This window comes from Bradyrhizobium sp. P3_C3 (assembly GCF_056402655.1).
Genome location: NZ_JBFUGY010000008.1, coordinates 196,834 through 221,403 on the forward strand (window position 1 = coordinate 196,834; position 24,570 = coordinate 221,403).

At 63.7% G+C, this 24,570-nt stretch carries 23 protein-coding genes; 14 read left to right on the forward strand and 9 right to left on the reverse strand.

Annotation, left to right across the window (positions count from 1 at the left end; genetic code table 11):
• Window positions 1-17: 17 nt before the first annotated feature.
• Window positions 18-1,001: a DUF2778 domain-containing protein gene (locus AC1DW2_RS12230; protein WP_477006144.1), complete on the reverse strand. Its 984-nt coding sequence runs from the start codon at window positions 999-1,001 to the stop codon at window positions 18-20.
• A 191-nt stretch (window positions 1,002-1,192) separates the two neighbouring features.
• Here AC1DW2_RS12230 and AC1DW2_RS12235 point away from each other — a divergent pair, with 191 nt between their 5' ends.
• Together AC1DW2_RS12235 and AC1DW2_RS12240 are read left to right on the forward strand one after the other, a co-directional pair.
• Window positions 1,193-1,633, forward strand: coding sequence for a DUF1810 domain-containing protein (locus AC1DW2_RS12235; protein ID WP_477006127.1), 441 nt, complete (start codon window positions 1,193-1,195; stop codon window positions 1,631-1,633).
• Window positions 1,634-1,767: 134 nt separating this feature from the next.
• On the forward strand, window positions 1,768-3,849 hold the full coding sequence (locus AC1DW2_RS12240) for a methyl-accepting chemotaxis protein (RefSeq protein ID WP_231144926.1): 2,082 nt from the start codon (window positions 1,768-1,770) through the stop codon (window positions 3,847-3,849).
• A gap of 5 nt (window positions 3,850-3,854) precedes the next feature.
• Here AC1DW2_RS12240 and AC1DW2_RS12245 read toward each other — a convergent pair whose 3' ends face one another.
• Together AC1DW2_RS12245 and AC1DW2_RS12250 are read right to left on the reverse strand one after the other, a co-directional pair.
• Entirely contained in the window at window positions 3,855-4,445 is a 591-nt protein-coding gene (locus AC1DW2_RS12245; protein ID WP_477006128.1) for an NADPH-dependent FMN reductase, read from the reverse strand.
• Window positions 4,446-4,496: 51 nt separating this feature from the next.
• Window positions 4,497-5,426, reverse strand: a complete 930-nt coding sequence (locus AC1DW2_RS12250; RefSeq protein ID WP_208086508.1) for an AraC family transcriptional regulator — start codon at window positions 5,424-5,426, stop codon at window positions 4,497-4,499.
• A 302-nt stretch (window positions 5,427-5,728) separates the two neighbouring features.
• Here AC1DW2_RS12250 and AC1DW2_RS12255 point away from each other — a divergent pair, with 302 nt between their 5' ends.
• The 3 genes from AC1DW2_RS12255 to AC1DW2_RS12265 are packed head-to-tail and all read left to right on the forward strand — an operon-like array spanning window position 5,729 to window position 8,338.
• A complete protein-coding gene (locus AC1DW2_RS12255) occupies window positions 5,729-6,838 on the forward strand; it encodes a DUF2336 domain-containing protein (RefSeq protein ID WP_477006129.1) in 1,110 nt (369 codons plus the stop codon).
• Window positions 6,835-7,167 (forward strand): PilZ domain-containing protein, encoded by a 333-nt coding sequence (locus AC1DW2_RS12260; protein WP_477006130.1) that lies wholly within the window; start codon window positions 6,835-6,837, stop codon window positions 7,165-7,167. Before AC1DW2_RS12255 ends, AC1DW2_RS12260 begins: the two co-directional genes overlap by 4 nt.
• Before the next feature lie 49 nt (window positions 7,168-7,216).
• Window positions 7,217-8,338: an HD-GYP domain-containing protein gene (locus AC1DW2_RS12265; RefSeq protein ID WP_477006131.1), complete on the forward strand. Its 1,122-nt coding sequence runs from the start codon at window positions 7,217-7,219 to the stop codon at window positions 8,336-8,338.
• Window positions 8,339-8,790: 452 nt separating this feature from the next.
• Here AC1DW2_RS12265 and AC1DW2_RS12270 read toward each other — a convergent pair whose 3' ends face one another.
• Entirely contained in the window at window positions 8,791-9,468 is a 678-nt protein-coding gene (locus AC1DW2_RS12270; RefSeq protein ID WP_208086504.1) for a nitroreductase, read from the reverse strand.
• A gap of 125 nt (window positions 9,469-9,593) precedes the next feature.
• On the opposite strand from AC1DW2_RS12270, the gene AC1DW2_RS12275 reads away from it, so the two are divergent.
• The 4 genes from AC1DW2_RS12275 to AC1DW2_RS12290 all read left to right on the forward strand — a co-directional run bounded on the left by AC1DW2_RS12275 (window position 9,594) and on the right by AC1DW2_RS12290 (window position 12,633).
• Entirely contained in the window at window positions 9,594-10,556 is a 963-nt protein-coding gene (locus AC1DW2_RS12275; RefSeq protein WP_477006132.1) for an alpha/beta hydrolase, read from the forward strand.
• A gap of 116 nt (window positions 10,557-10,672) precedes the next feature.
• Complete coding sequence (locus AC1DW2_RS12280) at window positions 10,673-10,921, forward strand: hypothetical protein (RefSeq protein ID WP_135216116.1); 249 nt, start codon at window positions 10,673-10,675, stop codon at window positions 10,919-10,921.
• Window positions 10,922-11,247: 326 nt separating this feature from the next.
• Entirely contained in the window at window positions 11,248-11,604 is a 357-nt protein-coding gene (locus tag AC1DW2_RS12285) for a PilZ domain-containing protein (RefSeq protein ID WP_085399213.1), read from the forward strand.
• Window positions 11,605-11,658: 54 nt separating this feature from the next.
• Complete coding sequence (locus AC1DW2_RS12290) at window positions 11,659-12,633, forward strand: ABC transporter substrate-binding protein (protein WP_354179661.1); 975 nt, start codon at window positions 11,659-11,661, stop codon at window positions 12,631-12,633.
• 53 nt (window positions 12,634-12,686) lie between these two features.
• On the opposite strand, the gene AC1DW2_RS12295 is transcribed toward AC1DW2_RS12290, so the two are convergent.
• The gene (locus AC1DW2_RS12295) at window positions 12,687-12,980 is read right to left on the reverse strand and encodes a DUF3551 domain-containing protein (RefSeq protein WP_441268162.1); all 294 of its coding nucleotides are present in this window, start codon (window positions 12,978-12,980) and stop codon (window positions 12,687-12,689) included.
• Between the two features lie 852 nt (window positions 12,981-13,832).
• On the opposite strand from AC1DW2_RS12295, the gene AC1DW2_RS12300 reads away from it, so the two are divergent.
• The 3 genes from AC1DW2_RS12300 (at window position 13,833) to AC1DW2_RS12310 (ending at window position 16,415) form a co-directional block, all read left to right on the forward strand.
• Entirely contained in the window at window positions 13,833-14,942 is a 1,110-nt protein-coding gene (locus tag AC1DW2_RS12300; protein WP_477006133.1) for a DUF937 domain-containing protein, read from the forward strand.
• Window positions 14,943-15,036: 94 nt separating this feature from the next.
• The gene (locus AC1DW2_RS12305; protein ID WP_063983612.1) at window positions 15,037-15,531 is read left to right on the forward strand and encodes an alpha/beta hydrolase family protein; all 495 of its coding nucleotides are present in this window, start codon (window positions 15,037-15,039) and stop codon (window positions 15,529-15,531) included.
• A 260-nt stretch (window positions 15,532-15,791) separates the two neighbouring features.
• Window positions 15,792-16,415, forward strand: coding sequence for a septal ring lytic transglycosylase RlpA family protein (locus tag AC1DW2_RS12310; RefSeq protein WP_477006134.1), 624 nt, complete (start codon window positions 15,792-15,794; stop codon window positions 16,413-16,415).
• A 78-nt stretch (window positions 16,416-16,493) separates the two neighbouring features.
• Here AC1DW2_RS12310 and AC1DW2_RS12315 read toward each other — a convergent pair whose 3' ends face one another.
• Together AC1DW2_RS12315 and AC1DW2_RS12320 are read right to left on the reverse strand one after the other, a co-directional pair.
• The gene (locus tag AC1DW2_RS12315; protein WP_247311178.1) at window positions 16,494-17,369 is read right to left on the reverse strand and encodes an MBL fold metallo-hydrolase; all 876 of its coding nucleotides are present in this window, start codon (window positions 17,367-17,369) and stop codon (window positions 16,494-16,496) included.
• 72 nt (window positions 17,370-17,441) lie between these two features.
• Window positions 17,442-18,218, reverse strand: a complete 777-nt coding sequence (locus AC1DW2_RS12320; protein WP_354238112.1) for a class I SAM-dependent methyltransferase — start codon at window positions 18,216-18,218, stop codon at window positions 17,442-17,444.
• 252 nt (window positions 18,219-18,470) lie between these two features.
• Here AC1DW2_RS12320 and AC1DW2_RS12325 point away from each other — a divergent pair, with 252 nt between their 5' ends.
• Both AC1DW2_RS12325 and AC1DW2_RS12330 read left to right on the forward strand, forming a co-directional pair.
• A complete protein-coding gene (locus AC1DW2_RS12325) occupies window positions 18,471-20,687 on the forward strand; it encodes an alkaline phosphatase family protein (protein WP_477006145.1) in 2,217 nt (738 codons plus the stop codon).
• 239 nt (window positions 20,688-20,926) lie between these two features.
• Window positions 20,927-21,460: an REP-associated tyrosine transposase gene (locus AC1DW2_RS12330; protein WP_477006135.1), complete on the forward strand. Its 534-nt coding sequence runs from the start codon at window positions 20,927-20,929 to the stop codon at window positions 21,458-21,460.
• 165 nt (window positions 21,461-21,625) lie between these two features.
• Here AC1DW2_RS12330 and AC1DW2_RS12335 read toward each other — a convergent pair whose 3' ends face one another.
• Together AC1DW2_RS12335 and AC1DW2_RS12340 are read right to left on the reverse strand one after the other, a co-directional pair.
• Complete coding sequence (locus AC1DW2_RS12335) at window positions 21,626-23,248, reverse strand: ABC-F family ATP-binding cassette domain-containing protein (RefSeq protein WP_063983614.1); 1,623 nt, start codon at window positions 23,246-23,248, stop codon at window positions 21,626-21,628.
• 347 nt (window positions 23,249-23,595) lie between these two features.
• On the reverse strand, window positions 23,596-24,546 hold the full coding sequence (locus tag AC1DW2_RS12340) for a helix-turn-helix domain-containing protein (RefSeq protein WP_477006136.1): 951 nt from the start codon (window positions 24,544-24,546) through the stop codon (window positions 23,596-23,598).
• Window positions 24,547-24,570: the final 24 nt, after the last annotated feature.

The window sequence follows — 24,570 nt, forward strand, 5'->3', positions numbered from 1 at the left end:
CCGCCGTCCAGCAAATATCAGGAGTCGGTGCTCGCGCGCTGCGAGGCGGTCGCCGATCCGCGCAGGTTAGGCACGACGACCAGGCGGTTGAACTCGCCATTGTCCCAGGCCTTCAGGAAGCGATCATAGTCCTTGATCGAGACACAGCCATTGGAGTCGCCGCGCGGCCCGAGCATGTAGTTGTGGGTGAGCAGGCCGACGCGGCCGAGCGCACTGGTGCCGTCAGTGGGCGTCAAGCGCAGGGCACGGACACCGTGGAACAGCTTTTCGCGCGGCTTCAAATCATAGGTCGCCGGCGGGGTCGCGCCAACCATACGCTGGTCGACATGGTCGGGGTCGTCCATCAGCGCGCCCATGCCTGAATGCGCCTCCAGCGCGACGCCGCTCGGGAGGTAAAGGGCCTTGGCCTTGATGTCATAGACCGCCGTGCGTGAATCGTAGCCGAGCGCGGCGAGATCAGGCGCCCTGCTGAGCAGGCCGTCGCCGGGAGTCAGCGAGGCCAGCTTGATCTTGTCGGTGAACTTCTCGAAGAAATTGCGGTTGTCGACCCTGGGGTTGGTCTCGGCATAGGCTTGGCTCGAGGCGATCTGGGACGCGAGGTCTGCCTGGGCCGGGCGCGAGCGCGGCACCGGGATGGCGTCGGCGCGCTGCGACGGCCTGGTCTCGTCAACCACGTGCCGGTCGTCATCGGTCAGGGTCGAGCCGGTCAGGGTCGAGCGCCAGTCGTCGCCCTGGAGTTTTTGGGCCAGCATCGCCTTGGCGTCGCGCAGCTTGAGCTGGACCGCGCTCACCGCGGAGCGCTCCAGCGTCCGCAGGCCGAGGTCACGGGCGGGCGGGCTGCTGGATACCGAAGCGAAACGGTCGTCAAACGAAGGGCCATTGGCCGGAGGCAGTGCGGTAGCCGGAGGCAGTGAGGCGGTCACCAGCGGCGTCGAATCGCCCATGTCCGCGACCCAGGCGGCCGCTCCCAGTGCCAGCGCGACGGCTGCCAAAGACAGCAGTATCGTCTCCGCTCGCCCAATACGGCGGCGCGACAACAGCCTTTCGGCGCTTGCGCGGTCGGAAACCATCAGATCCCCAAATCAACCCCCGGAGGGGCCCAACCCCCGTCCGGAGACTCTATACCAGCTATCGCATTGGGAGCCAAAACTTAGGCATAATCGCGGCCGGCAAGCCCCCTTTGAGGTATCCAATGACCGATCCTTTCGACCTAGAGCGCTTTGTCAGGGCCCAGGACCCGGTTTTTCGCGACGTCCAGGGGGAGCTAGCCCGGGGCCGGAAACAGACTCACTGGATGTGGTTCGTCTTCCCGCAGATCGCCGGCCTCGGCTTCAGCGCCATGTCGCAGCGCTACGCCATCGGCTCGCGCGCGGAGGCCAGAGCCTACCTCGCCCACCCCGTACTCGGTCCGCGACTCGTTGAATGCACCACACTCGTGCTTGCCGTCGAGGGACGAACCATCAACGCGATCCTCGGCGCGCCCGATGACGCCAAATTCCGCTCGTCGATGACGTTGTTCGGCGCGGTCTCCGACGAACTCGTCTTCGACCAGGCGCTCGCCCGATATTTCGCAGGCGAGCGCGACGGCGCGACGCTGGAGATGCTCGCCAGGCTCGATCTGCCGGCGCGCTAGCGCGACCTACGCCTAGACGAATGGACGCATGCAGGCGGGGCATGGCGGCCGGCAGCGTAAACTCCGGATTAACACCGGCTGCCTATCGTTTGCGCAGAATAATTTTCTTCCCCGCGCCAATTGCCGGACAGATCATGAAAATCGGTACGCTGCTGACCACCGCCATCGTCTCGCTCTCGACAGTCGGCGGCGGCCTCGCCGTCTACGTCGCCGTGACGAAGTACCAGACGATGGACAGGATCGCCGAAGCGCAGGGACGACTCGCGATCGTCCGCGCCGCCAGCGACATCCCGCGCTACCTCAACCCCGAGCGCGGCTTCGCAACCAACATCCTCTACGGGCCCGCGACCGTCGATCCGGCGCAGCTCACCGAGCACGACAAGCTGCGCAAGCAGACCGACGGCGCCCGCGACAGGATGAACGCGCTGCGCAAGGAGCTGCCCGGCCCGTTCGACGACGGTGCCACCATCGGCAGCAACATCGACGCGATCAACTCGAAATTCACCGCGCTCCGCGAGGCCATCGACAAGGCGATCGCAGGACCTGCGGATGCCCGCAAGGACGCCGCCAAAAAGGTCGTCGCCGACAATGCCGTGCTCAATGCCGGCGTCACCGCGCTGCTCAACGAGCAGGTCCGCCGCATGGCGATCCTGAACGGGGACGCCTACCGCCAGTCCAACTACGCCAACATCGCCATGACGCTGCGCGACGTCGGCGGCCTCAATTCCAGCGTGCACAAGAACCTCGTCGGCGCGAAGAAAGTGGCCAACGACGCCGAGAAGGCCGACATGGCCCGCATGCAGGGCCGCAACGACCAGATCGTGATGTCGCTGATGGAATTGCGTGGCAATGCGGCAACTCCGGCTAACGTCGCCGCGGCGCTGGAGACGATGAACTCGAACTATGTCGAGGAATTCGGCCGCGAGATGAAGCTCGTCAAGGACGGCGCCGTCAGCGGCAAATACGAGCACGATGTCGAAACCTTCTACGTGGCGTCCCAGAAGGGCCTCGGGTCCATCATCGGCGTCCGCGACGCCTTCTACGACAATGCCGAACAGATCCTCGCCGGCGCTTCCTCCGCCGCGCGCACCAGCTTCACCATCGCCCTCGCTGGCCTCCTAGCCGTGCTGATCGCCAGCGCCGGCCTGATCGTGATGGTCCGCCGCCGCGTCTGCGCCCCGATCGTCAGCCTGACGACGCGGATGTCGCGCCTTGCCGACGGCGACGTTGCGGACGAGATCCCCGGCGCCGAGCGTTCCGACGAGATCGGGGCGATGGCCTCCGCCGTCCAGGTGTTCAAGGACAACATGATCCGGGCCGACCGGCTCGCGGCCGAGAAGCAGGCCGAGAACGACGGCAAGATGCGCCGCGCCCAGGCGCTCGACGGGCTCACCCGCGCATTCGAAGCCAAGGTCACCGAGCTCGTCGGTGGCCTCTCCCGCGCCTCCTCCACCATGGAAAGCACGGCGCAGTCGATGACCTCGACGGCGGCCCAGACCAACAGCCAGGCCGCGGTCGTCGCCGCCGCCTCGCAGCAGACCTCGACCAACGTGCAGACGGTCGCGAGCGCGACCGAAGAGCTGACCTCCTCGATCTCCGAGATCGGCCGGCAGGTGGCACAAAGCACCGAGATCGCGGCCCGCGCCGTCGACAACGCCCGCCGCACCGGCGACACGGCGCGCGCGCTCGCCGAGGGCGCCCAGAAGATCGGCGACGTCGTCACGCTGATCCAGAGCATCGCCGAGCAGACCAATCTGCTGGCGCTCAACGCGACCATCGAAGCCGCCCGCGCCGGCGACGCCGGCCGCGGCTTTGCGGTCGTCGCCTCCGAAGTGAAGTCGCTGGCGGGCCAGACCGCCAAGGCCACCACCGAAATCTCCGAGCAGATCACCGCGATCCAGTCCGCAAGCGACGAGACCGTGAACGCGATCCGCAACGTCGCCGACGTCATCGCCGAGATCGACCAGATCGGCACCGCGATCGCGGCTGCGATCGAAGAACAGGGCTCGGCGACCCGGGAGATCTCCCGCAGCGTGCAGGAGGCCGCGCGCGGCACCCAGGAGGTCAACACCAACATATCGGGCGTGCAGCGTGCCGCCGACGACACCGGTGCAGCCGCAAGGGAAGTGCTGGGCGCGGCCGAGCAGCTCTCGACCCAGTCGCGCGACCTCGCCGGCCAGTTCGACCGCTTCCTCGGCGAGGTCAGGGCGGCTTAGTCAGCTTAATAAGGCGGCGCCTTGCGCGCCCGCTGCGCCTTGGCGGCCTCGATCCACCACAGCAGGTCGTCGGCAAAGCGCGGGAATGAGCGCTCCAGTGCCTTGCCGCCCTCGCCGATCGGCTCGCTCTCGGCCGACAGCGTCTGCGCGATCGGTCCGACGCCGATGGTGCTCGACACCACGACCATGCCCATCTCCGACAGCGTGCCATGCCAGGCGGTCGAGGCGCGTGCGCCGGACAGTCGGCCGGCGGAGTAGCTCACGATCGCGGCCGGGCGCCAGAACCACTCTTCCAGGAAGTGATCGGTGAGGTTCTTCAGGCCGGGCTGGATGCCCCAATTGTATTCGCCGGTGACGAAGACAAAACCGTCGGCGCTGCGGATCTGCCCCGCCAGCTTCTCGAGCGCCTCGGGTGCCGCCCCCTTGGGATATTCCTTGTACATGCGATCGAGCATCGGCAGCCCGATCGCCTTGGCGTCGATGAACTCGACCTCCTCGCCGCGCTGGCGCAGGCGATCGATGACGAAATTCGCAAGGCGGACGCCCATGCGGTCGGAACGGTAGGAGCCGTAGAGGACGAGGATGCGGTTGCTCATGGCCGGCACGCTAGCACGAAACAGCGGTACGGCCTTAACCGATTTGCCGCGCTACCGTTGTCGTCCGAGCTCCAGCGTTTGCGACGGCGTCTCGCCGAACTGGTCGCGATAGCTTCTGGAGAAGTCGCTGAGATGCCAGAAGCCGAACGCCAGTGCGACAGCCTTGACGCTGTCGGCACCGGCGAGCAGGCGCTGACGCACCAGCCACAACCGGCGCAGGCGCAAATAGCGATGCAGGCTCATGCCGCGATAGCGACGGACGACGTCGTGCAGGGTGCGAACGGACAGGTTGAGCTTGCGCGCGATCTCCTCGCTGTAGATCGGCTGCGAGAGGTCGTCGGACAGAAGCGCGCGGATCTCCCGGAATATCCTGAAGTTGCGCTCGTCATTGGGACGCAGGGTCCATCGCGCGGCAACGACGCTTTCGAATGCGTCATCGACGGCGCCAAGCAGGGACTCCTTCATGGCTGCAGCCTTCAGCGGCACGTCCGCGGCTCCGATCGGCTCCGACGCGGCAGCCAGCACCTCCCGAACCAGGCTGCGCAGCCGGTTCAGGCTCGCGGCCGTCGTTTCAAATATCTTGAAGCTGGATGTCGCGTGCGGCCAGCCGCGATCCGTCACCTCCGGCCTGAACACCACCGAGGCAATTTGCCGCTCCACCTCCTCGATGGTGGTGTAGGCGGCGCCGCCGCTGCCGATCACGATGACAGGTCGTGCCCGCTGCGAGCCGTTGAAGCGGATGGGCACGTTGAGCTCATCCATCGTGAATCCGATGGCGGTGCAATTCTCGACGAGCTGCGCGTCGACGACGCGGGGAAATGCCCGCGTGAAATTCACGTCGCAACCGGGCAGCGACAGAATGGTCTGCTCGGCCGAAATCCTCCGTACGAAGGGCGTGAACTCGAAATTCAGGCCTCGTATGGCATTCCGAAATTCATCGACGTCGGAGAAGCGAAATACCTTGGGCGCAATATCGTTCATGGCAATGTGAAACGTCGCGTCGTAACCAACGCGCGTCCGGCGGCGATGCCGGCCCGAGTTTCCCCCTTTCGGTTGTCCCGTTCGACCGAAAGAATCATCCTAATTCGTCTCGTTCAATTGGCGAGGGTCCCGTTCAAAGGACAAGTCGCCGCATCGAGTCTCGCCGAATTTCGATAGCGTTTCCAGCGCCGCCAGCGGTGCGCTGATACCCCGTCGATCAAGCTCTAAATTTCAAATTAACGCCTCTCAGGCGGAATGAAGGTCATTGGATAGTCGCGATTTTTTTGAGTCAGGCCCCTGCCATGATGGCAAATTTGCCTGCTGATATTCTGGTTGAGCTGGAACAGGCGGTCGCTAGTTGCCCGCCGGACCGCTGTGCTCGCATCCTATCCGGCATTGTGCAGTTGCTCACCGGTAGCCGCGACCGGCCTCAGGAATTGCTCGCCGGGGTGGTTGACGGCGTTCTACTGCGCTTGGCGGAACGCGTCGAGGCCAAGGCGCTCGTTCAACTCAGCACGGCGCTTGCCGAGCTCAAGGTGGCCCCGCCCGAGACATTGCAGCGCCTTGCCTCGCACGACGACCCGGACGTGGCCTGTCCAGTCCTCCTCAAATCGCAGGCAGTCTCCGCCACCTATCTCGCGACGATCGCGGCCTCGTGCGGCGAGCGGCATCAACGCGCGATCGCCGCGCGCAACTCGATCGAGCCTGAACTGGCCGAGGCGCTGATCAAGCGCGGCGGCCCGATCTGCCTTGCGCTGATCAAGAACCCTGGAACCCAATTCTCCGAGGCAGCTTACGCCGCGCTGATCGCCAGGGCCGATCCGGACGGCGAGATTGCAAAGGCGCTGGTGCTGCGGCCCGGCACGCCCGACCTGGTCGTCCGGAAGCTGCTCTCCCAGAAGGCGCCGGCCCCGAAGGCGCCGGCCAAGGCCAACGCATCCACCATTCCGCCCGCGCAACGCGCCGCGCCGGTTCCGCCCAAGCTGCCCTGCCCGGCCGACTATGCGAGCGCGAGGCCGGAGATCGTCGCCCTCAGCCGCGTCGGCAAGCTCAACGATTCCACCGTCAACCGCTTCACGATCCGCGGCGAGACGGCCAATCTGTTCACGGCGCTCTCGGTGCTCTCCGGCGCTCCGATCGAGATCGTGGAGCATGTCATGACCGATGACGATTGCGAGGGCCTCGTCATGGCCTGCCGGGCCGCACGGCTGAACTGGGCCACTACGCTTGCGATCCTGAGCAACCGCAGCGGCTCACGGCTCTCCTTCGTCGAGCGCGAACGGGCGCAGCAGATTTTCGAAACGCTTCTCTTGTCGACCAGCCAATGGACAGTGCGCTGGGGGGAAATTGCAGCGAGTGCCAACCCAAGCGATGCGGGACATCGCGGCACAAAAATGGGGGTTAGCCGATGAGGTTCGACGGTCGAAAGGCGCTTCGCGTACGGATGGATCACAAGCAGGCCGTCAATCTGATGGGCTCCGACGGCACCTGGCGACGCAGTTGCTTCCTGCTCGACGTGTCGCAAAGTGGCGCCAAGATCGAGGTCGAAGGGACGCTCGACGTGCTCCAGGCCAAGGAATTCTTCATGCTGCTGTCATCGACGGGTCTTGCCTACCGGCGGTGCGAACTGGTGTGGATCGACGGCACCATGGCCGGCGTGCACTTCATCACCGCAGACGGCAAGAAGAAGCCGGCGAGCGCAAAGACGGCTGCCGCGCCAAACTCCACGCCGAGCAAATAGGCTCCAGAATTCATCGAGCTCATTCAATGTCATCATAGTCCGGTCCGCCGTGCAGAGTGCCCGAACCATATCCAGCCCCGCCAAAAATGACGGCGGCGTCCGAACGACGGAAGCGGTTCGCCCGTTTGTGCATGTGCTGGCCGATTCGTCCGACAAGCTGGCGGGCGTCTGCTCGGCCCTCGAACGGCAATTTACCGTCGCTGGCGAACGACTCGATGCGGAAGCCAGGCTGTCACAAGTGCCATTCGCGGTCGTCGTTCGCGCGGAGCTGCGTGACGTCGGCAACATCGCGGCCATCAAGAAGCGCGCCGGCAAGCTGGCGAAAGCCACGAAGCGCATCTTCCTCGTCGAGCACTCGTCTCACGTCGGCATTTCGCAGGCCTACGCACTCGGCGCAACCCTCGTTCTTCCCGGGGCTCTCAACAAGAGCAAGCTGCTGGCAGCGCTGGCTGACCCGGCCGAGCCGGCCTCTGCTGGCTCAAGCGACGCAGCCCAACCGGACAACGCCGTCGAGACCGCGGCGACCGCCATCGCTTCGATGTTCACGGCCGTCACGCTCGGCGAGCCCCTCGACGTCGACGGCACGAAGGAAGCGGGCCGCAGGATCGCCGACCGCATCACCGAGCACGGCCTGTCCGAATGGCTTGCCACGGTGCGGCGTCACCATGAGGGAACCTACCAGCATTGCCTGCTCGTGACCGGCGTGGCGATCGACTTCGGACTGAGCCTCGGCGTCGGGCGAGCCGATCTCGAGCGGCTGTATTCCGCGGCCATGTTCCACGACATCGGCAAGGCGCAGATTCCGCTTGCGATCCTGGACAAGCCCGGCCGCCTCGACGCCGACGAACGCGCCATGATCGAGAAGCATCCGGCGGCGGGTTACGAGTTTCTGAAGGATCACGAGAAAATCTCGCCCGAGATTCTCGACGCCGTGCGGCATCATCACGAATATCTCGACGGAAGCGGTTATCCCGACGCGCTGTGCGGCGAGAGCATCAACGACATCGTCCGCATTCTGACGATCTCGGACATCTTCGCAGCACTAATCGAACACCGGCACTACAAGCCGACGATGCCGCGCACCGAGGCCTACAACATTCTTTGCGGGATGACCGGAAAGCTGGAGAAGGCTCTCGTAACCTCGTTCAAGGAGGTTGCGCTCACGCGATGACCGCGCAGGCTGGGCGATCCCGCAGAGAGGACCTCGTCACGAACCGCGCTTAGTGCGTGGCCCGGTATTTGGCGCGGTGCGGAACCGACCGGGAGGCCAGTCCTTCCGCAAGCAGCTTCATGTCCTCGCGTCTGCCACTCCGGATCAGCTTGCCGAGCTCATCGGGTGTGAAGGGAAGATTTGGATCATCATCGATCGGATACCGCGGTCGCGGACCGAAGAACCGTCGAACCAGGCTAGCCAGCCGCCGCATGTCGATTCCCTCGCGCCAGCAACAAACCTTTCACTCCGCGTATTGTTCCTCCCGCGCGATCGAGATTGCAAGAGGCCACCAACGGCTCAGCATCAAAAAAATCGACGAGAGAATAATCTCCTCTCCTCCACCTCAGCCGGCTCTCCGCGTTAGTCGGCTCGCAGCGTCAGCCGGCTGTGCGCATCAGTGACTTCCCGCACTAGTCGGCAAAGCCGACATAACGCACGAAATCGTCGTTGCCCTCGCGATCGGAGCGAACGGCGTTCGCGGCGAAGCTGTCGTCGGGATACCCCATCGCCACACATGTCATGATGACCTCGTCCTCCGGAATCTTCGCGACCTCGCGCACGATGTCGGAGCGCATGATGCCCTGCCCGTTGATCACCGAACCGAGACCGCGGTCCCAGGCCGCGAGCACGATGCCGTAGCAGAGCGCACCGAGATCGAAATGGCAGACCGCGCCGGGATCCAGCACGCGGTCATAGGTCAGCACCAGCGAGACCGGCGCGTCGAACTGGCGGAAGCCGCGCAGTACCCAGTCCTGCCGCATCGGCTTGTCGTCGCGCGCGATCCCCATCGCGCCGAACAGCTTCTTGGCGATGTCGACCTGCCGGGTGCGATGAATGCCCTGGTATTCGCCGTGGCTGATGATGTCGCGCTTGACCTTGGCGCCGCCGACCATCTCCTCCATGTTGCGGCGGCGCAGCTCTTCAAGCGGAGGGCCTGTGAGCACATGCACATGCCAGGGCTGGGTGTTCATCGACGACGGCGCGCGCTTGGCGCTCCCGATGATCGCCTCGATCACCGCGCGCGGCACCGGCTGCTGCTTGAAACCGCGCACGCTGCGGCGCGACTGGACCAGCGTTTCGAATTCCAACTCTTGACCTCCCTGACCGTTCATTCCGCGGCATTGCAATTGTAACGCGTAACCGGTTGCCGATGCGGTACGCCAAATCTATGCTACCCCGCAAGCAAGACCAAGAACCCAACGAGGACCCGCAAATGCCCGCACCGCTCGATCCCGTCATCGCCCAGATCATTCCGCTGCTGCCGCTGCGCGATCCCACCACGATGACGCCACAGAGCGCGCGCGATGCCTTGCGCGCACTGGCTGCCTCGCGTGCGGATGTGCCGCCGCCCCCCGTCGACACGGTGCAGGATATCAAGGTGAAAGGCGGCGCCGGGCCGCTCGATGCACGTGTCTATCGCGTCGGCCCCAATCCTGCGCCAACCGTGGTCTTCTTCCACGGCGGCGGCTGGGTCGCGGGCGATCTCGAAACCCACGACCGGCAGGCGCGCAATCTCGCGATCGAAACCGGCGCGGTCGTCGTCTCCGTCGATTATCGGCGCCCGCCGGAAACGCGCTTTCCCGGCGCCTTCGAGGACGCGTTCGCCGCCGCAAGTGACATCTTCAACCGCGTCGCGGAATTTGGCGGCGATGCAAAGGGTCTCGGCGTTGCCGGCGACAGCGCCGGCGGCAATCTCGCAGCCGCCACCGCGATCGCCTGCCGCGACGCCGGCATCACGCTCGCGGCCCAACTGCTGGTCTATCCCGTGACCGACGTCGTCGGGGGCTACGCGGATGCGCGCGAGAACGCGCCCTATCCGTCACGCACCGAGAATGCCGACGGCTATTTTCTGACACGCGCGACGATGGAATGGTTTTGCGGCCACTATCTCGCCGATCCCAAGGATGCCGCCGACTGGCGGGTCTCGCCGCTCCGCGCCGCTTCGCTCAAAGGGCTCGCGCCCGCGATCGTGACCACCGCATGGTTCGATCCGTTGCGCGACGAAGGCGCGGCCTATGCACGGGCGCTGGAGGCCGCCGGCGTCCGCGTCAAGCACCATGAGGGCCCCGGCCTGATCCACGGCTATTTCGGCCTTGGCGATGCTTCCGCGGCCGCGAAGGCCGAGGCGCAACGCGCACGGGCCGATTTCAAGACACTGCTCGCGCGCGGAATCTGAACCGCAGATGAATGGAAAAATCCGCGACATCGGTCGTGGCGCGCATCGATCCTGCTTGATTGCGCCACGATTCGCGGCTCCAATCCACTCGGTAATTTTGTCCTAGGGAGACACCCATGATGAAGCGGATTTTTCTCGCAGCGATCGTCGCCACCTTTGCAGCGGGCTCGGCCCTCGCGGACGACACCTGCGAGAGCAAGGCGGTCGGCAAGGACGGCAAGGCGCTCGCCGGCGCCGCCAAGACCTCGTTCATGAAGAAGTGCAAGGCCGACGCTTGCACGCCCAAGGCCGTCAGCGCCGACGGCAAGCCACTCGCCGGTGCCGCCAAGAACAGCTTCATGAAGAAGTGCGAGGTCGGCGCCTGATCGCCGCTGGTTCGCCACTGCTTGCTGCACGGACACTCTGCAACTCCGTCGTGCCCGGGCCTGTCCCGGGCATCCACATATGTGTGTCCGTGCGGCACAGATCAGATGGCCGGGCCAAGTCGAAAGCACGAACGTCCTCTAGTAACATCGTCGCCAAGCCGTTCGAATTAACCACCAATTCGATCCAATTTTAATAAGACAACAACGCTGCTTGTTAGCGTGAGCCGCACAGATCAACGTGCGGGAATTGCCGTTTTCCGGATATCGGCGGGACCGGGAAAGTGACTTCGTCGAGTGCGATCGTCTTTCATTGGGAGCATCTCGCCATGATCGAACGTCGTGCAATGAAGCGCATACCGATCAACCGGGCCGCGCGGCTATCGTTTGGTGAAATTCACGGGACTCATCCGTGCCTGGTGCGCGATATCAACGCCTTGGGTGCCCGCATTTCCACGCCGTACTACATATTTGCCGACGAGTTTGTGTTGTCGTTCGACGGCCATTCCGGAATTTTCTACTGCCGCGTCGTATGGAAAAAGGAGACGCTCTGCGGCGTTTTATTCCTCCTGCGTCGTCGCGCGCCAAAGGCAGCGAACGATTCCGGCGCGCCCGCAAATGTGGTGCGACTTGATCGCCGCCTCGTGTGCCGCGGCGGGGTCTTTAGCCCGGAAGTATCGACCTGACTCCTCGCCCGCGCGGGTGCATATTGCAGCGGTAGGGCGTCGCGAGGTGACCGAATGAAACGCCGCAATTTTGTCGCGCTTCTCGGCGCTGCGGTGACCGTCATGCCCCTCGCGGCCCACGCGCAGCAACCCGCGGTGCCGCGCGTTGGCTATGTCTGGGGTGGCGTTCGCGGGACGGACTTGTACTACCAGACCGGCTTCCGTCAGGGACTTGCGGACCTGGGATATGTCGTGGGGCGCAACCTGCTGCTCGAAGAACGCTACGCCGACGGAGAGCCGGAGCGCGTTCCCGCATTGATCGCTGAACTCCTCACACTCAACGTCGATGTTCTCGTGACTCCAGGCACACCAATTTCGCAGGCTGCGCAACGTGCAACGTCCACGGTGCCGATCGTCTGCATGAGCGGAGATCCGGTCAGAGCCGGTCTTGTGGCAAGCCTTGCCCGACCAGGCGGCAATATCACCGGGCTGTCGCAGCTCTCGGGCGAATACGGTGTCAAGTGGGTGGAACTGCTGAAGGAGGCGGCACCGAAAGTGCACCGTGTCGCAGTGTTGTGGAATCCTGACAATCCGACGACCGCCAACCAAGTCGAACTCATGCAGAAAGCGGCGCCCGGTCTCGGTATCGAGCTGACGGCTCTCTCGATACGGCGCGCGGACATCGACAACAGCTTCGCCGCGCTTGGGGAGAGAGGCTTCGATGGTCTCGTCGTCACCGACGATCCATCGCTGATACCCCTCGTTCCCCGCCTGATCGAGTTCACTGCAGAGCGGCGCTTGCCGGCGATCTATCCATTCCGCGACTCGGCTCAGAGAGGAGGACTGATGTCGTACTCGGCCAACCTTTTCAAACTATGGCAACGCGCTGCAGGCTATGTTGATCGCATTCTGAAAGGGGCCCGTCCGGCGGAGCTTCCCGTCCAGCAGACGACGGATGTGACCCTGAATATCAACCTCAAGACCGCCAAGGCCCTCGGTCTCGACATTCCCATGACGCTGTCCGCCCGAGCCGACGAGGTGATCGAATAGCAACGGAAATGCTGCGCGCGAAAATTGCGCTTGGCAGACTGTCGTCGGGCGCATCAGTATGGGGTTGATGAACGCAAGCGGCCGCCTGATCGCCTCGCCTGCGGTTGCTGCCAATACGGGTTCTCCACGCACATCGCGGAAAGTCCGATCGCCGACGCTCGGCACTGATCCCATGACGTATAAGCGCATTCGAAATAGGTGCTGCCACCCCACTCCCATCTCTGAAGGCAGACGGGGTGGCTGGGATCGTAAGTTTGGGCTGTAGCCGAGGCGATCGCCAGGATCGCCGCACTGCCCAGAATTAGCCAACGGAGCATCCGCATCGCCGTCTCCTCCAAATGGATCATCCAAGCTTTCCGGTTCGACCGCCGCTCATGTGGAGACAGGAGACGCCTTGCGACGCTTCATAGCTCCTGCGTCGTCGCTCGACGAAAGCGGGGAACGATTCCGTCGCGCCCATATCGGCACCTCAGCGCTCGCCCCGGGCCGGCGGACATAGCTCATCCGATAAGTGGCCCTGAGCCTTGCTCGGAAAGCCCCTGCAGCCGCCATCCTGCAATATCACTGGTCTTTCCGCATTGCTCGCAAATCAGGTGAGAGCATCCCCTAGCTCGTCCCCGCTGAACGTTCTCGCGGGAGGCTTCACATCCGCAGCGCGGGCAAGCTAGCGCCGCGCGCCCGCATCCAGGGCTTGCGAGCAAGAAACTGGCGAAGTTCGATACGCGGTCGACGATCCTTCTGATCAATTTGGATGATCCAAACGACGGCCCCGGACTTGGGTTGAGTGTGAGGTTCCGGGACCGTCATCGAGGCGCGGACCGCAGCCCACCCGCGCACTGCCAGTAACGTGGATGTCCGCGCGACGAACAATTGTCTTCTGGTACAATCCCACTGCGCGTCATCATGCCCGCTAGCGGGCATTGCGGTGCTCGGAGCCGATAGCCAATCCTGGCCCGTCAGCGAAACATCGATGCCTCTCAACCAGGTCCGCCTGATGGGCCGCAGCGCACTGGATATCTCGCGCCGAACTCTTCGCATTTGCCCTGTACCGAAGACCTTTGATCTGGATCAAGGAGTCGAACTATCGATGCAATCTCAACTTGGGCGATAGGCGACGTTCGGAACCATCGACGCCTGTCACATCAAATTCGCGAATTAGGGGGCAACCAACAGACCTGCAACGTAGTGGAGAGACCGCCATGGCCGTCAATCTCATTTCAGCTGCACAACAGCTCCTGACCCCTGAAGTCATTGCGCAGATTTCCTCCTTTCTTGGGATGGACCGAAGCGCGACGCAGAAGGCCGCAATAGCGGCCATCCCGACAATACTGGCCAGCCTGTCGGATCTGGTCGGAACCCCGGCCGGCGCCAATCAACTGTCAAAACTGCTGTCACAACAGCAAGGCAGCAATCCCTTGGATATGTTGCGCAACGCCGGCGCCCCGGACCTGGCTCAGACGGGTTCAAGCATGTTGTCCGGACTGCTTGGAGGCCGAACCATGGATACCATGGCCCAGGCGATCGGCAGTTTCGCGGGAATGGGCGCTGGCGGCGGCAAGTCGTTACTCGCCGTGGTCGGGCCGCTGGTCCTGGGTATGCTCGGCAAGCAGCAGAATGACGCCGGGATGGATGCAAACGGACTGGCGTCGCTTCTGCGCTCGCAGAAAGATCAGATCATGGCGGCGATTCCATCGGGCCTCAGTGATCAACTCGGCGCCGCGGGCCTGATCGACAAGGCACGCAGTGGAATGGCCACGGCCGCCGCCACAGGGAGCCGGATCGCCGGCGTTTCCGGCGCTACTGGCGCGAGCCAGGCCGCCATGGCCGCCGGCCGGACGCAATGGCCATATTGGCTCGCCGCGCTCGTTATCGTTGCCGGACTTGCCATATATGCGCTTCAGCGTCCGACCGAGCAGACGGTCGCTCAGAGTACAAACGTTACGCGGCCCTCAGCCGGAACTGTGGGCATGGCGCCCGCGGATTTGACCGTTGACGGCGTGAATCTGGCGAACCAGGTCAATTCGTCCCTTGGTACGCTGCAGGCTCAACTGCCGACCATCACCGATGAAGCTAGCGCGCAGGCGGCCCTGCCGAAGATCAACGACGCCATCTCACAGCTGGATGGCGTTACGGCGCGAGCCGCCAAGCTTTCTCCGGAAGCACGACGCGCGCTTGCCAAGCTGATCGTCGCGGCGGCGCCGGCCATCAATCAGATGTGCGACAAGGTCTCGGCGACACCGGCCGGCACGATCGCAAAGCCAGTGATCGACAATCTTCGTGCCAAGCTCGACCAGTTGGCGAAAGCCTGAAAGCCAGAGACGTCACACGCAATAAACTCGCCACACTTCAGGACGGGACGTGTTTCCCAGCCTCCCGTCCTGCAAGATGAAAGGAGAAGACTCCATGGCCGACAAGACCAGTTTCACCAAGGATGAATGGGCGCTCCTCCTGAGAAGCCCGATGAATGCTGGAATGGCCATTACGGCTGCCGAACCGAGCGGATTGTTTGGCCTTCTGAAGGAATCATTTGCTGGCGGCACCGCGCTCGCCCAGGCGGCCACCGATCCCAATGCCAACCCCTTGGTAAAGGCTGTGGTCGCCGACTTCCAGACGAGCGACGGCCGGGCCGCGGCTCATGACGGGTTGAAGGCAGAGCTCGGCAAGAGCACGCCGGCCGAGATCAAGACCAAGACAATCGCATCGTTGCATGAAGTCACGGCGCTGCTTGCTGCGAAAGCTCCGGATGATGCCGCGGCTTTCAAGGGCTGGCTGCGTCAGATTAGTCAAAAGACGGCTGAGGCTGCATCGGAAGGCGGAGGGTGGTTCGGCGGGGGTGTTCAGGTCAGCGACGCCGAGAAAGCAACCCTCGGCGAAATCTCCAGCGCGCTTGGCATCTGATCTCGGTGGGCCGCACGGCCCACCTCTACGCGCCCTGCACCATTGGTTTGCGGGATGCCAGAGCCGCTGGCTTCCCCAAGGCCAGCGGCTGTTCTTTGCGGCGATGTGCGGGCAGTTGGGCAAATTCTCGTTGCGCGTCGGCTGGGCGCTGACCGAAATGGCAACTCCGCTGCCTTCCACGGCAACGTTGACATATGTCAAAGCCGGCAATTCCTGGAACCGAACTACTCCAACCAGCTGAGGCGCTGGGGGGGGCCATCATGAAACGATGGAGCGGTCAACCTGCACTGCTCGCTGCTACCGCGATTGCTGCATCATGCATCGCATTCGATGGTGGAATTGAAGCTGCACATGCGAAGTTCAGTCGAATGACGAAGTCGGCGATTGTCCCTGGCGCAACGCCGCGGGAAGTGCATGACCACACCCGCGACGCAAATGGTTCGCCAAACGCCAACGACCTCCCCTCGCCTGCCACGAAATCACCGCGACGGCGTCAGCGCGCAGCGGGGCAAGGCCCGAAAGCTCACGGCGACATTCGGCGAGCAACGCATCGGAAGAGCAACCATCAGCATGCATTTCATAAAAAACATCCCAGAAGGGAAACCCCACTGTTCGGGCTTGCGAGTTTCTACTCGGAAGATCAGATGACCGCGAGCGGCGAGAGGTTCAACAAGCATGCGCTGCATGCGGCGCATCCGTCCTTGCCTTTCGGAACGCGCCTGCGCGTGACTAATGTCTTGAACAAAAAGTCCGTGATCGTGAGAGTCAATGACCGTGGTCCATTTGTTCATGGACGCATCATCGACGTTACATCGGGTGCGGCCCAAGCCCTTGGAATGATCAAGATCGGCGTGGTCAATGTCACGCTTGAAATCGTTCGATAATGGTCGCCAATTTCATATATCGACGGCGGCCGGGCCGTGATCAATACGGCGGGAAAGGACTGATTTGGGCGTACAGGCCTAATCCCGCTTGAACCGATAGTCGAACGCCCCATCCAGCGGCTTGATCAGCCCGACCGTCGGCGCCGGAAAATGGATCGGCAGGATCAGCGTGTCGGTGTCCGCAACGGAGGCGAAGAACTTTCGCCGCGAGACCGCCGACTGCCTGGCATCCCAATCCGGCTTCGCCGACCAGTCCGGCTCGCGGCACTGAATCTGGTGATGCATGAGATCGCCCGCCACCACCGCGCGGCTACCCCTCGAAAAGATATTCACGCAGCAATGACAGGGTGAGTGCCCCGGCGTCGGCGTCAGCGTGACGGTGTCATCGAGCGCGTAGTCGTCGTCCACCAGCAGCGCCTGCCCGGCCTCGACGATCGGCAGGCAATTGTCGCGGAAGACGGTGCCGGGCGGGTTGTTGCCTTTGGCATTCTCTGCCTCCCAGGCCGCGTACTCGCCCTTGTGAAAGACGTACTTCGCATTCGGAAACGTCGGCACCCAGCGCCCGTCGCGCAAGGTCGTATTCCAGCCGGTGTGATCGATGTGCAGATGCGTGCAGAAGACGTAGTCGATCTGCTCGAAAGAGATGCCGAGCGCGAACAATTCGTTGCGCCAGCGCTCCTTGCCGGGAAAGTCGAACGGCGGCGGATGGCCCTTGTCCTCGCCGGTGCAGGTGTCGACGAGGATGGTGTAGCGCGGCGTGCGCACGACAAACGTCTGGTAGGTGATGACCATCATGCCGCGCGCGGCATCGAACACCTCCGGCTCCATCGTCGGCAGATGACGGGCGAACACGCCCTCGTCATAGGCCGGGAAGAAATCCTGCGGCCGCCGCCACGGCCCTTCCCGCTCGATCACCGCATCGATGGTGATGTCGCCGATCCGGAGTTGCTTCATGGTTGTTCGCTCCCTTTTTGGGAGGAAACGTAGCGGGCAAGACCACCGCGTTCAAGACGCGCCGGCCGCCGCTCAGGCCTGCTTCAGCAGATGCTGGGCAAATCCGGGCAGCGAGCGGAAGGCCATGTGCAGATTGTCGTTGAAGGAGGCGGTCAGATAGCCGTGGTTCTGCCAGGCACGGACAAGCGCTGCACGGCTGAAGATCGAGACGTGACCGTTGCGCGGGCCGACATACCACCAATTGACGCCGTGCGCCTCGAAATCAGGCGGCTGCAGCAGCGTGGAGAACAGCACGAGTCCGGTCTCCTTTGTGCTCGAGACGATGGCGGCGATGCCAGCCGTCGGATCGGGCATGTGCTCCAGCGTCTCGAAGCAGGTGACGATATCGAATTTCCCCTGCGGCGGCCGCGAGAAATCGGCCACGAAGGGATCGAAGGTCTCCGCCTCCAGGAATCCGGAGCTGCGCAATGTCGTGCTCAGCAGGCCGCCACCGCCGCCATAATCAAGCACGCGCAACTCGGCCTTGCTGGCTCCAAACAGATCCTGCACCAGTTTTGCGCAGCTGGCCGGCCGGGCCTCCCTGTAGTCGGGATCGACCTCGATATAATCGTCGTTATAGATCTCGGTCTTGAAGTTCGCCTCGCTCCAGTCGTCGAATGCATCGGTGAACAGGAACCCGCAGCCTTGGCAGCGGTGGTAATAGACCGGCTTCCCCAACAGCGGCAGCCGCCTGCCGCGCGCTTCATTGCAGTGTTTGGCGAAGTCGACCACGCCGAACAGTGCGGCCTCTGCGCTGCAGATCTTGCACGGCAGAGGCGCCGCGGAAATCTCTTTCAGTTTGGTGATCATGCCCCGTTCCGCAACCTTCGCTCTCGAACGGACCATCGCCCGTGAGGGTTGCGCGAGGCTTGCGCATGCCTGTGCGGCCGGGACCTTGATCTCGGTGTGACGTGACCACAGCTACGCCGCGTTATCTCAACGACGCACACACGTCGCCGAGGCGTCACACGCGCGTCGTGGGCCACGCCCGATAATCCCCGCGTCATTCCAGGTCAAACCCGCGCAGGTTGCGCAGCAAGAAACATGGGGCACCACGTGGACATGAAAGCGTTCTTCTCCCTGATCTCGTCGATATCGCTCGCCGCATCGCTGGCCGGCACCGCAATTCCGGCGCACGCCGATCAGGACGACAACGGCCGCGACCGCGGCTTCGACAATTCCAGGGATCGCGACCACGATCGCGACCATCATCACGGACACCGCTCGCCGCCGGTAGTCGTCATCTCGCTCGACGGTGCAAAGCCCGATTTCATCCAGCAATTTATCGACGAAGGCGTACTGCCGCGCGACGGCGCGCTGGCGCGGCTGAGCCGCCATGGCGCGGTGGCGCAGCAAAACATCACGGCGTCGCCGTCGCTTACCGCCGTCTCGCATATCGAGATCGCCACCGGCTCGACCGCCGTCCACAACGACATTCCCTCGAACACCTTCCAGGCGATCGTCGGGCCGGCTACGTCGAGCCTCAGCGGTTTCGCCGCGCCGATCGGCGGCTATCGCGAGAGCCCGCTCGGGCCCTCGCCGCGTCCGACGGCATTGCCGCTGTGGGTGCAACTGCGCCAGCAGGGCAGGAAAGTCGTCACTGCGACGTGGCCGGGCGGCGACGGCGCCGACATCTCGATCAACGGCACGGTGGTGCAACCGGCCCAGCCGATCCGCATCACCGACTACACCGTGCCGTTCGGCGCATTCGGCGGTATCGGCGCCCAGGGCTTTTCGCTCACATCGGCGGACTTCGCCGCCGATCCGGCCGTGGCCGCGGCCCTCCAGGCGGCTGGCCGCTTCTCTTTCAGCCCGGTGCTGGCAACCTCCGCGCCGATCGAGACGTTCTCATGCGCATCCGCTCCGACCGCAACCTGCGCCAACGCGGCTACCCAGGACATTAAATACGCGATCCGGGTAGCGGCGCTCGACACCACCAATGACAGCAGGGTGAACTACGACACGCTTGTGTTCTTCGACGCCACGCGCGGCATTACGGCTGGACCGTTCAAGCCCCCGGCGACCGGACCGGCCTATGCGAAGTTCGGTGGCGAGAACGCGCCGTTCTTCTTCGACGGCAGCGGCGCCAAGGTCGGTGCGGCCTACTTCGTCTCGCAGCTCGCGCCCGATCTCTCGGTGGTGCGCTTCGCCCGTTACGGCGCCAACTTCATTCCGCGCAACGCACCGGTCCTGACCGACGTCGACGACATCAACAACACTATCGGCTTCTGGCGTCCGCAGGCCGACTTCCGCATTCCGGAACGGCTGAGCCCGGGCTTCACCAATTTCCCGGACATCGAGATCGAGGCGATGTTCGAGGACATGGTCAAGACCTTCGTGCGCTATCAGGCCGATATCGGCGAGCGCGCCATCCTGAACAATCCCGACGCCGATCTCGTGATGGTCTATATCGAGCAGCCCGACGGCTCCGAGCATCAGTTCCTGCTCACCGACCCGCGCCAGGGCACCAACCCGAAGGACCCGAACTCGATCGGGGCCAACCAGGATGCAGCCAAGGTCGCCCGCTACAAGTCCTACATTCGCTTCGCCTATCAGACCGCGGACAGGGCGGTGAAGCGGATCGCCGATGCCGCAGGGCCGGACAGCAACGTCATCGTCGTGTCGGACCACGGCTTTGCGCCGTTCCACACCTCGGTCAGCATGGCCAATATCCTGAAGAACGCCGGCATCGACACCACCAAGGTGGCTATCCGCACCTCCGGTCCGGCGGCCAACATCTACGTCAACCTGCAACAGCGCGAACAGGGTGGCACCGTCGATCCTGCCACCTACAAGTCGCTGGTGACGCAGATCACCGAGGCCGTGAGGAATGCCGTCGATCCCAACCCCAAATTCAACGCTTCGCTCGAGGACGGGCGGCTGTTCACGGTGGTCGAGACCCGCCCGCTACAATGCGAGGCCGGGCTCGGACAGTGCACCAGCAAGACCATCGGTCAGGACTTTGGCGACGTATTCGCGCTGATGGCCGCGGGGTACAATTTCGACGGCATCCAGAGCCCCGGCGTCGCCCGGCTCGGCGATGCTCCGTTCAATGCGGCGACGACCACGCTGTCGATGCCCAATTTCTACGGTGCCCACGGCCACGATCCCAAGCTGCCGGTGATGAGCGCGACCTTCATCGCCGCCGGCCCGCAGATCCGCAACAACACCACGATCCGACGCATGCACAATCTCGACGTCGCGCCGACCATCATGCAGATTCTGGGCGTCAGACCGCACCAGGTCGATGGCGAGGTGCTACGCGAGATTTTGCGATAGCGATTGAGGGCCACAACGGATGAGCGCCGGTCGCGCCCATCCCGCGAGTTCATTGCAACTCTCTCGATTTAGTTGTAGCCCGGATGAACCGAAGCGTAATCCGGGGCCAGACCATCCGCATCGCACAAGCTTCCGTGCGGCACCAACCCCGGATTGCGCCGCGCTCCATCCGGGCTACGAACCCTCACCGCGTTCCCGTAGCCCGGATGGAGCGAAGCGAAATCCGGGAAACCTATCGCATGGTGCGCTATCGGAGAAATTTCGTTCCCGGCGGGACCTTCTTCTTCACCGTGACACTGGATGATCGCAGGTCATCTGCGTTAGTCGATCATGTCGACAAGCTGCGCGCCGCATTTCGTGTTGCACGCGCCGAAAGACCATTCACGGTCGATGCCATCGTCATCCTGCCCGACCACCTTCACGTCATCATGACACTGCCGGAAGATGACTCGGATTTTCCCGGCCGGTGGCGACGCATCAAGAGTCTCTTTACACGTCGGTTGGCCGCCTCCGATGCATCGATCGCTCGCAATCACCGCGGCGAGTTTGCGCTATGGCAGAGGCGATTTTGGGAGCACACCGTTCGAGACGAAGCCGATTTCGAGCGCTGCACGGACTACATCCATTTCAATCCGGTCAAGCATAGGCTCGTCGCGTCGCCGGCTGATTGGCCATACTCGTCGCTCCATCACTACATTCGTGCCGGTCTGCTGCCCGCTGATTGGGGCGGCGCTGGCGAGRTCACCGGCAACTTCGGCGAGCGCGGAGATTGAATCCCGGATTACGCTTGCGCTTCATCCGGGCTACTGACTTCACCACATCCTCGTGCCCGGATGGAGCGAAGCGTAATCCGGGGCCGGTCCGTCCTCATCGCAACGAGCGCCCTTGTGGCACGAAACCCGGATTGCGCTGCGCTTCATCCGGGCTACCGCTCATCACTACGACCGCAACCCTGGCGCTTCCTGCCCGGTGCGTGCGACATATTCGGTATAGCCGCCGCCGAACTGGTGGATGCCCTCCGGCGTCAGCTCCAGCACGCGGTTCGACAGCGTCGCCAGGAAGTGGCGGTCATGCGAGACGAACAGCATGGTGCCCTCGAAATCCGCCAGCGCCGTGATCAGCATCTCCTTGGTGGCGAGGTCGAGATGGTTGGTCGGCTCGTCCAGCACCAGGAAGTTCGGCGGGTCGAACAGCATCTTGGCCATCACGAGGCGCGCCTTCTCGCCGCCCGACAGCACGCGGCAACGCTTCTCGACATCGTCGCCGGAGAAGCCGAAACAGCCGGCGAGCGCGCGCAACGAGCCCTGCCCCGCGGTCGGAAATTGGTCTTCGAGCGACTGGAACACGGTGCGCTCACCGTCGAGCAGATCCATCGCGTGCTGGGCGAAATAGCCCATCTTGACGCTGCCGCCGACTGCCACCGTGCCCTCGTCCGGCTCGCTCGCACCGGCGATGAGCTTGAGCAGCGTCGACTTGCCGGCGCCGTTGACGCCCATCACGCACCAGCGCTCCCTGCGGCGGATCATGAAATCGAGGCCGTCATAGATGCGCTTGCTGCCGTAACCCTTGTAGACGTTCTTGAGCGCCACGACGTCCTCGCCCGAGCGCGGCGCCGGCGGAAAATCGAACGCCACGGTCTGGCGGCGGCGCGGCGGCTCAACCCGCTCGATCTTGTCGAGCTTCTTCACCCGGCTCTGCACCTGGGCCGCATGAGACGCGCGCGCCTTGAAGCGCTCGATGAACTTGATCTCCTTGGCGAGCATGGCCTGCTGGCGCTCGAATTGCGCCTGCTGCTGCTTCTCGTTCTGCGCCCGCTGCTGCTCGTAGAACTCGTAATCGCCGGTATAGGTCGTGAGCGATCCGGAATCGATCTCGATCACCTTGGAGATCACGCGGTTGATGAACTCGCGATCATGCGAGGTCATCAGCAGCGTGCCTTCGAAATCGTGCAGGAATTTTTCCAGCCAGATCAGGCTTTCGAGATCGAGATGGTTGCTCGGCTCGTCGAGCAGCATGACGTCGGGGCGCATCAAAAGAATACGCGCCAGCGCCACGCGCATCTTCCAGCCGCCGGAAAGCTTGCCGACGTCGCCGTCCATCATCTCCTGGCTGAAGCCGAGGCCGGACAGCGCCTCGCGCGCGCGGCCGTCGAGCGCATAGCCGTCGAGCTCCTCGAACGCGTGCTGCACCTCGCCGTACCGCGCGATGATCTCGTCCATCTGGTCGGCCTTGTCGGGGTCGGCCATAGCGGCCTCGAGCTCGCGCAACTCGGCTGCGACCTCGCTCACGGGACCTGCACCATCCATCACCTCGGCCACGGCGCTACGGCCAGACATCTCGCCGACATCCTGGTTGAAATAGCCAATCGTGATGCCGCGATCGGTCGAAACCTGCCCCTCGTCGGGCAGTTCCTCACCGGCAATCATCCGGAACAAAGTGGTCTTGCCGGCCCCATTCGGGCCGACGAGCCCGATCTTCTCGCCCTTGTTGAGGGCGGCGGAAGCTTCGATGAACAGGATCTGGTGGCCGGCTTGCTTGCTGACGTTGTCGAGGCGGATCATGGGGTCTTTTTGGGAGGATTTTTTGCGTTGCAGCGTCATAGGCCATGCCGGCCGCCAGGGGAAGCCCGGCCGGGCCCGGATTCCCCCCGCCAGACGCCAGCTTCCTGTAATTTATCCCGACGCGACGCTTCGCGCCCGCTGCCTGCCGTCTCGCTGTCCGCTTCCAGCCGAAGCGCGCTGTCCGAGCGGCAAGGCGTGACGTCCGCCAATGTCCCATATAGCGGACTTGCCGCTACCGCCCGTCAGGCGTCGGCTTGTGACCCATAGCGGTCATGGGACCTTCTTTTGCCCGCCTGCATCCGGGAGCCTTTCTCGCAATGATGCTGTTCCCCGCATAGGCGATGCTGTCAACGTGCACGCCGTCGCCAATTGCTCGGGGTGTCCCCGGTCAGCTTCCTGAAGGCGGCGGCGAACGCGGTCTGGGAAGAATAGCCGAGCGCGACCGCGATCGAGATGACCGACGCGTCGGTGCCGCGCAGCATGTTTTTGGCCTCCTCGAGCCGTTGCTGGCGCCGCCAGGCATGTGGGGAAAGCCCGGTGCTTTCCTTGAAGGCGCGGCAGAAGTGGAATCGCGAAAGACCGGCATCAGAAGCGAGCGCCGCGAGCGATACGTCAGCGCCGATGTCCGAGTGCAGGCGCTCGATGGCGCGGCGCAATACGACCGGTGAGAGGCCGCCCCGCGTCGGCTGGAACGTGGACGGCGCGCCGACATGCGCCGCCAGCAGGCGCGTGGCCAAGAGGTCCATCAGCTGATGCCTGAACAGTGTATCCACGACGACATTGCCCACCACGGCGTCGATCGCGGTCAGGAGCAATCGGGATGTAATGGGGTCGGGATGCGCCGTTCGCTCCAGCAGATCGGTCGAGGTGGCGCTGTCGACCTCGCCTGCAACCCGCTCGAGCGTGGCGTGCGGAAGATAGAGTTGGATGACATCGACAGGTTTCGGAATATCCCACCGGGAGCTCGATCCTTCGGGGATGATGATCACGACTCCGGGACGAAACGTACCGATCGCAACCGCGCTTCCCATCCGCCGCTCCATGCGCTGCACCGTGCCGTTGTAAGCCATGATGACGTGTTGGCTCATGGGCGCGACGACGTCGTGCAGCGGGTCATGCTTCCAGTGGGCGATTCCGGCGCCGGAGGAATCCAAAGCCATGTGAAATGGCGTGGTCCCGAGCACCCGCGCCATTTCTGCACCGGCGGGAGGGCGCTCGGCATGAGCCGGCGTGACTTGGCACGCCTCAGGCGCAACTGACGCGTCCTCCAGGGAAGCGCGCAAGATATGCTTGTTCATGAACGTATCCTCGCACTCGGGAGG

Excerpts from the sequence above, each read along its gene's own strand:
- AC1DW2_RS12325 (WP_477006145.1), top strand. The coding sequence starts at position 18,471 with ATGAAAGCGTTCTTCTCCCTGATCTCGTCGATATCGCTCGCCGCATCG.
- AC1DW2_RS12315 (WP_247311178.1), bottom strand. The coding sequence starts at position 17,369 with ATGAAGCAACTCCGGATCGGCGACATCACCATCGATGCGGTGATCGAG.
- AC1DW2_RS12250 (WP_208086508.1), bottom strand. The coding sequence starts at position 5,426 with ATGAACGATATTGCGCCCAAGGTATTTCGCTTCTCCGACGTCGATGAA.
- AC1DW2_RS12295 (WP_441268162.1), bottom strand. The coding sequence starts at position 12,980 with ATGATCCATTTGGAGGAGACGGCGATGCGGATGCTCCGTTGGCTAATT.
- AC1DW2_RS12320 (WP_354238112.1), bottom strand. The coding sequence starts at position 18,218 with ATGATCACCAAACTGAAAGAGATTTCCGCGGCGCCTCTGCCGTGCAAG.
- AC1DW2_RS12340 (WP_477006136.1), bottom strand. The coding sequence starts at position 24,546 with ATGAACAAGCATATCTTGCGCGCTTCCCTGGAGGACGCGTCAGTTGCG.
- AC1DW2_RS12285 (WP_085399213.1), top strand. The coding sequence starts at position 11,248 with ATGATCGAACGTCGTGCAATGAAGCGCATACCGATCAACCGGGCCGCG.
- AC1DW2_RS12310 (WP_477006134.1), top strand. The coding sequence starts at position 15,792 with ATGAAACGATGGAGCGGTCAACCTGCACTGCTCGCTGCTACCGCGATT.
- AC1DW2_RS12305 (WP_063983612.1), top strand. The coding sequence starts at position 15,037 with ATGGCCGACAAGACCAGTTTCACCAAGGATGAATGGGCGCTCCTCCTG.
- AC1DW2_RS12290 (WP_354179661.1), top strand. The coding sequence starts at position 11,659 with ATGAAACGCCGCAATTTTGTCGCGCTTCTCGGCGCTGCGGTGACCGTC.
- AC1DW2_RS12335 (WP_063983614.1), bottom strand. The coding sequence starts at position 23,248 with ATGATCCGCCTCGACAACGTCAGCAAGCAAGCCGGCCACCAGATCCTG.
- AC1DW2_RS12240 (WP_231144926.1), top strand. The coding sequence starts at position 1,768 with ATGAAAATCGGTACGCTGCTGACCACCGCCATCGTCTCGCTCTCGACA.
- AC1DW2_RS12245 (WP_477006128.1), bottom strand. The coding sequence starts at position 4,445 with ATGAGCAACCGCATCCTCGTCCTCTACGGCTCCTACCGTTCCGACCGC.
- AC1DW2_RS12275 (WP_477006132.1), top strand. The coding sequence starts at position 9,594 with ATGCCCGCACCGCTCGATCCCGTCATCGCCCAGATCATTCCGCTGCTG.
- AC1DW2_RS12280 (WP_135216116.1), top strand. The coding sequence starts at position 10,673 with ATGATGAAGCGGATTTTTCTCGCAGCGATCGTCGCCACCTTTGCAGCG.
- AC1DW2_RS12235 (WP_477006127.1), top strand. The coding sequence starts at position 1,193 with ATGACCGATCCTTTCGACCTAGAGCGCTTTGTCAGGGCCCAGGACCCG.
- AC1DW2_RS12260 (WP_477006130.1), top strand. The coding sequence starts at position 6,835 with ATGAGGTTCGACGGTCGAAAGGCGCTTCGCGTACGGATGGATCACAAG.
- AC1DW2_RS12300 (WP_477006133.1), top strand. The coding sequence starts at position 13,833 with ATGGCCGTCAATCTCATTTCAGCTGCACAACAGCTCCTGACCCCTGAA.
- AC1DW2_RS12255 (WP_477006129.1), top strand. The coding sequence starts at position 5,729 with ATGATGGCAAATTTGCCTGCTGATATTCTGGTTGAGCTGGAACAGGCG.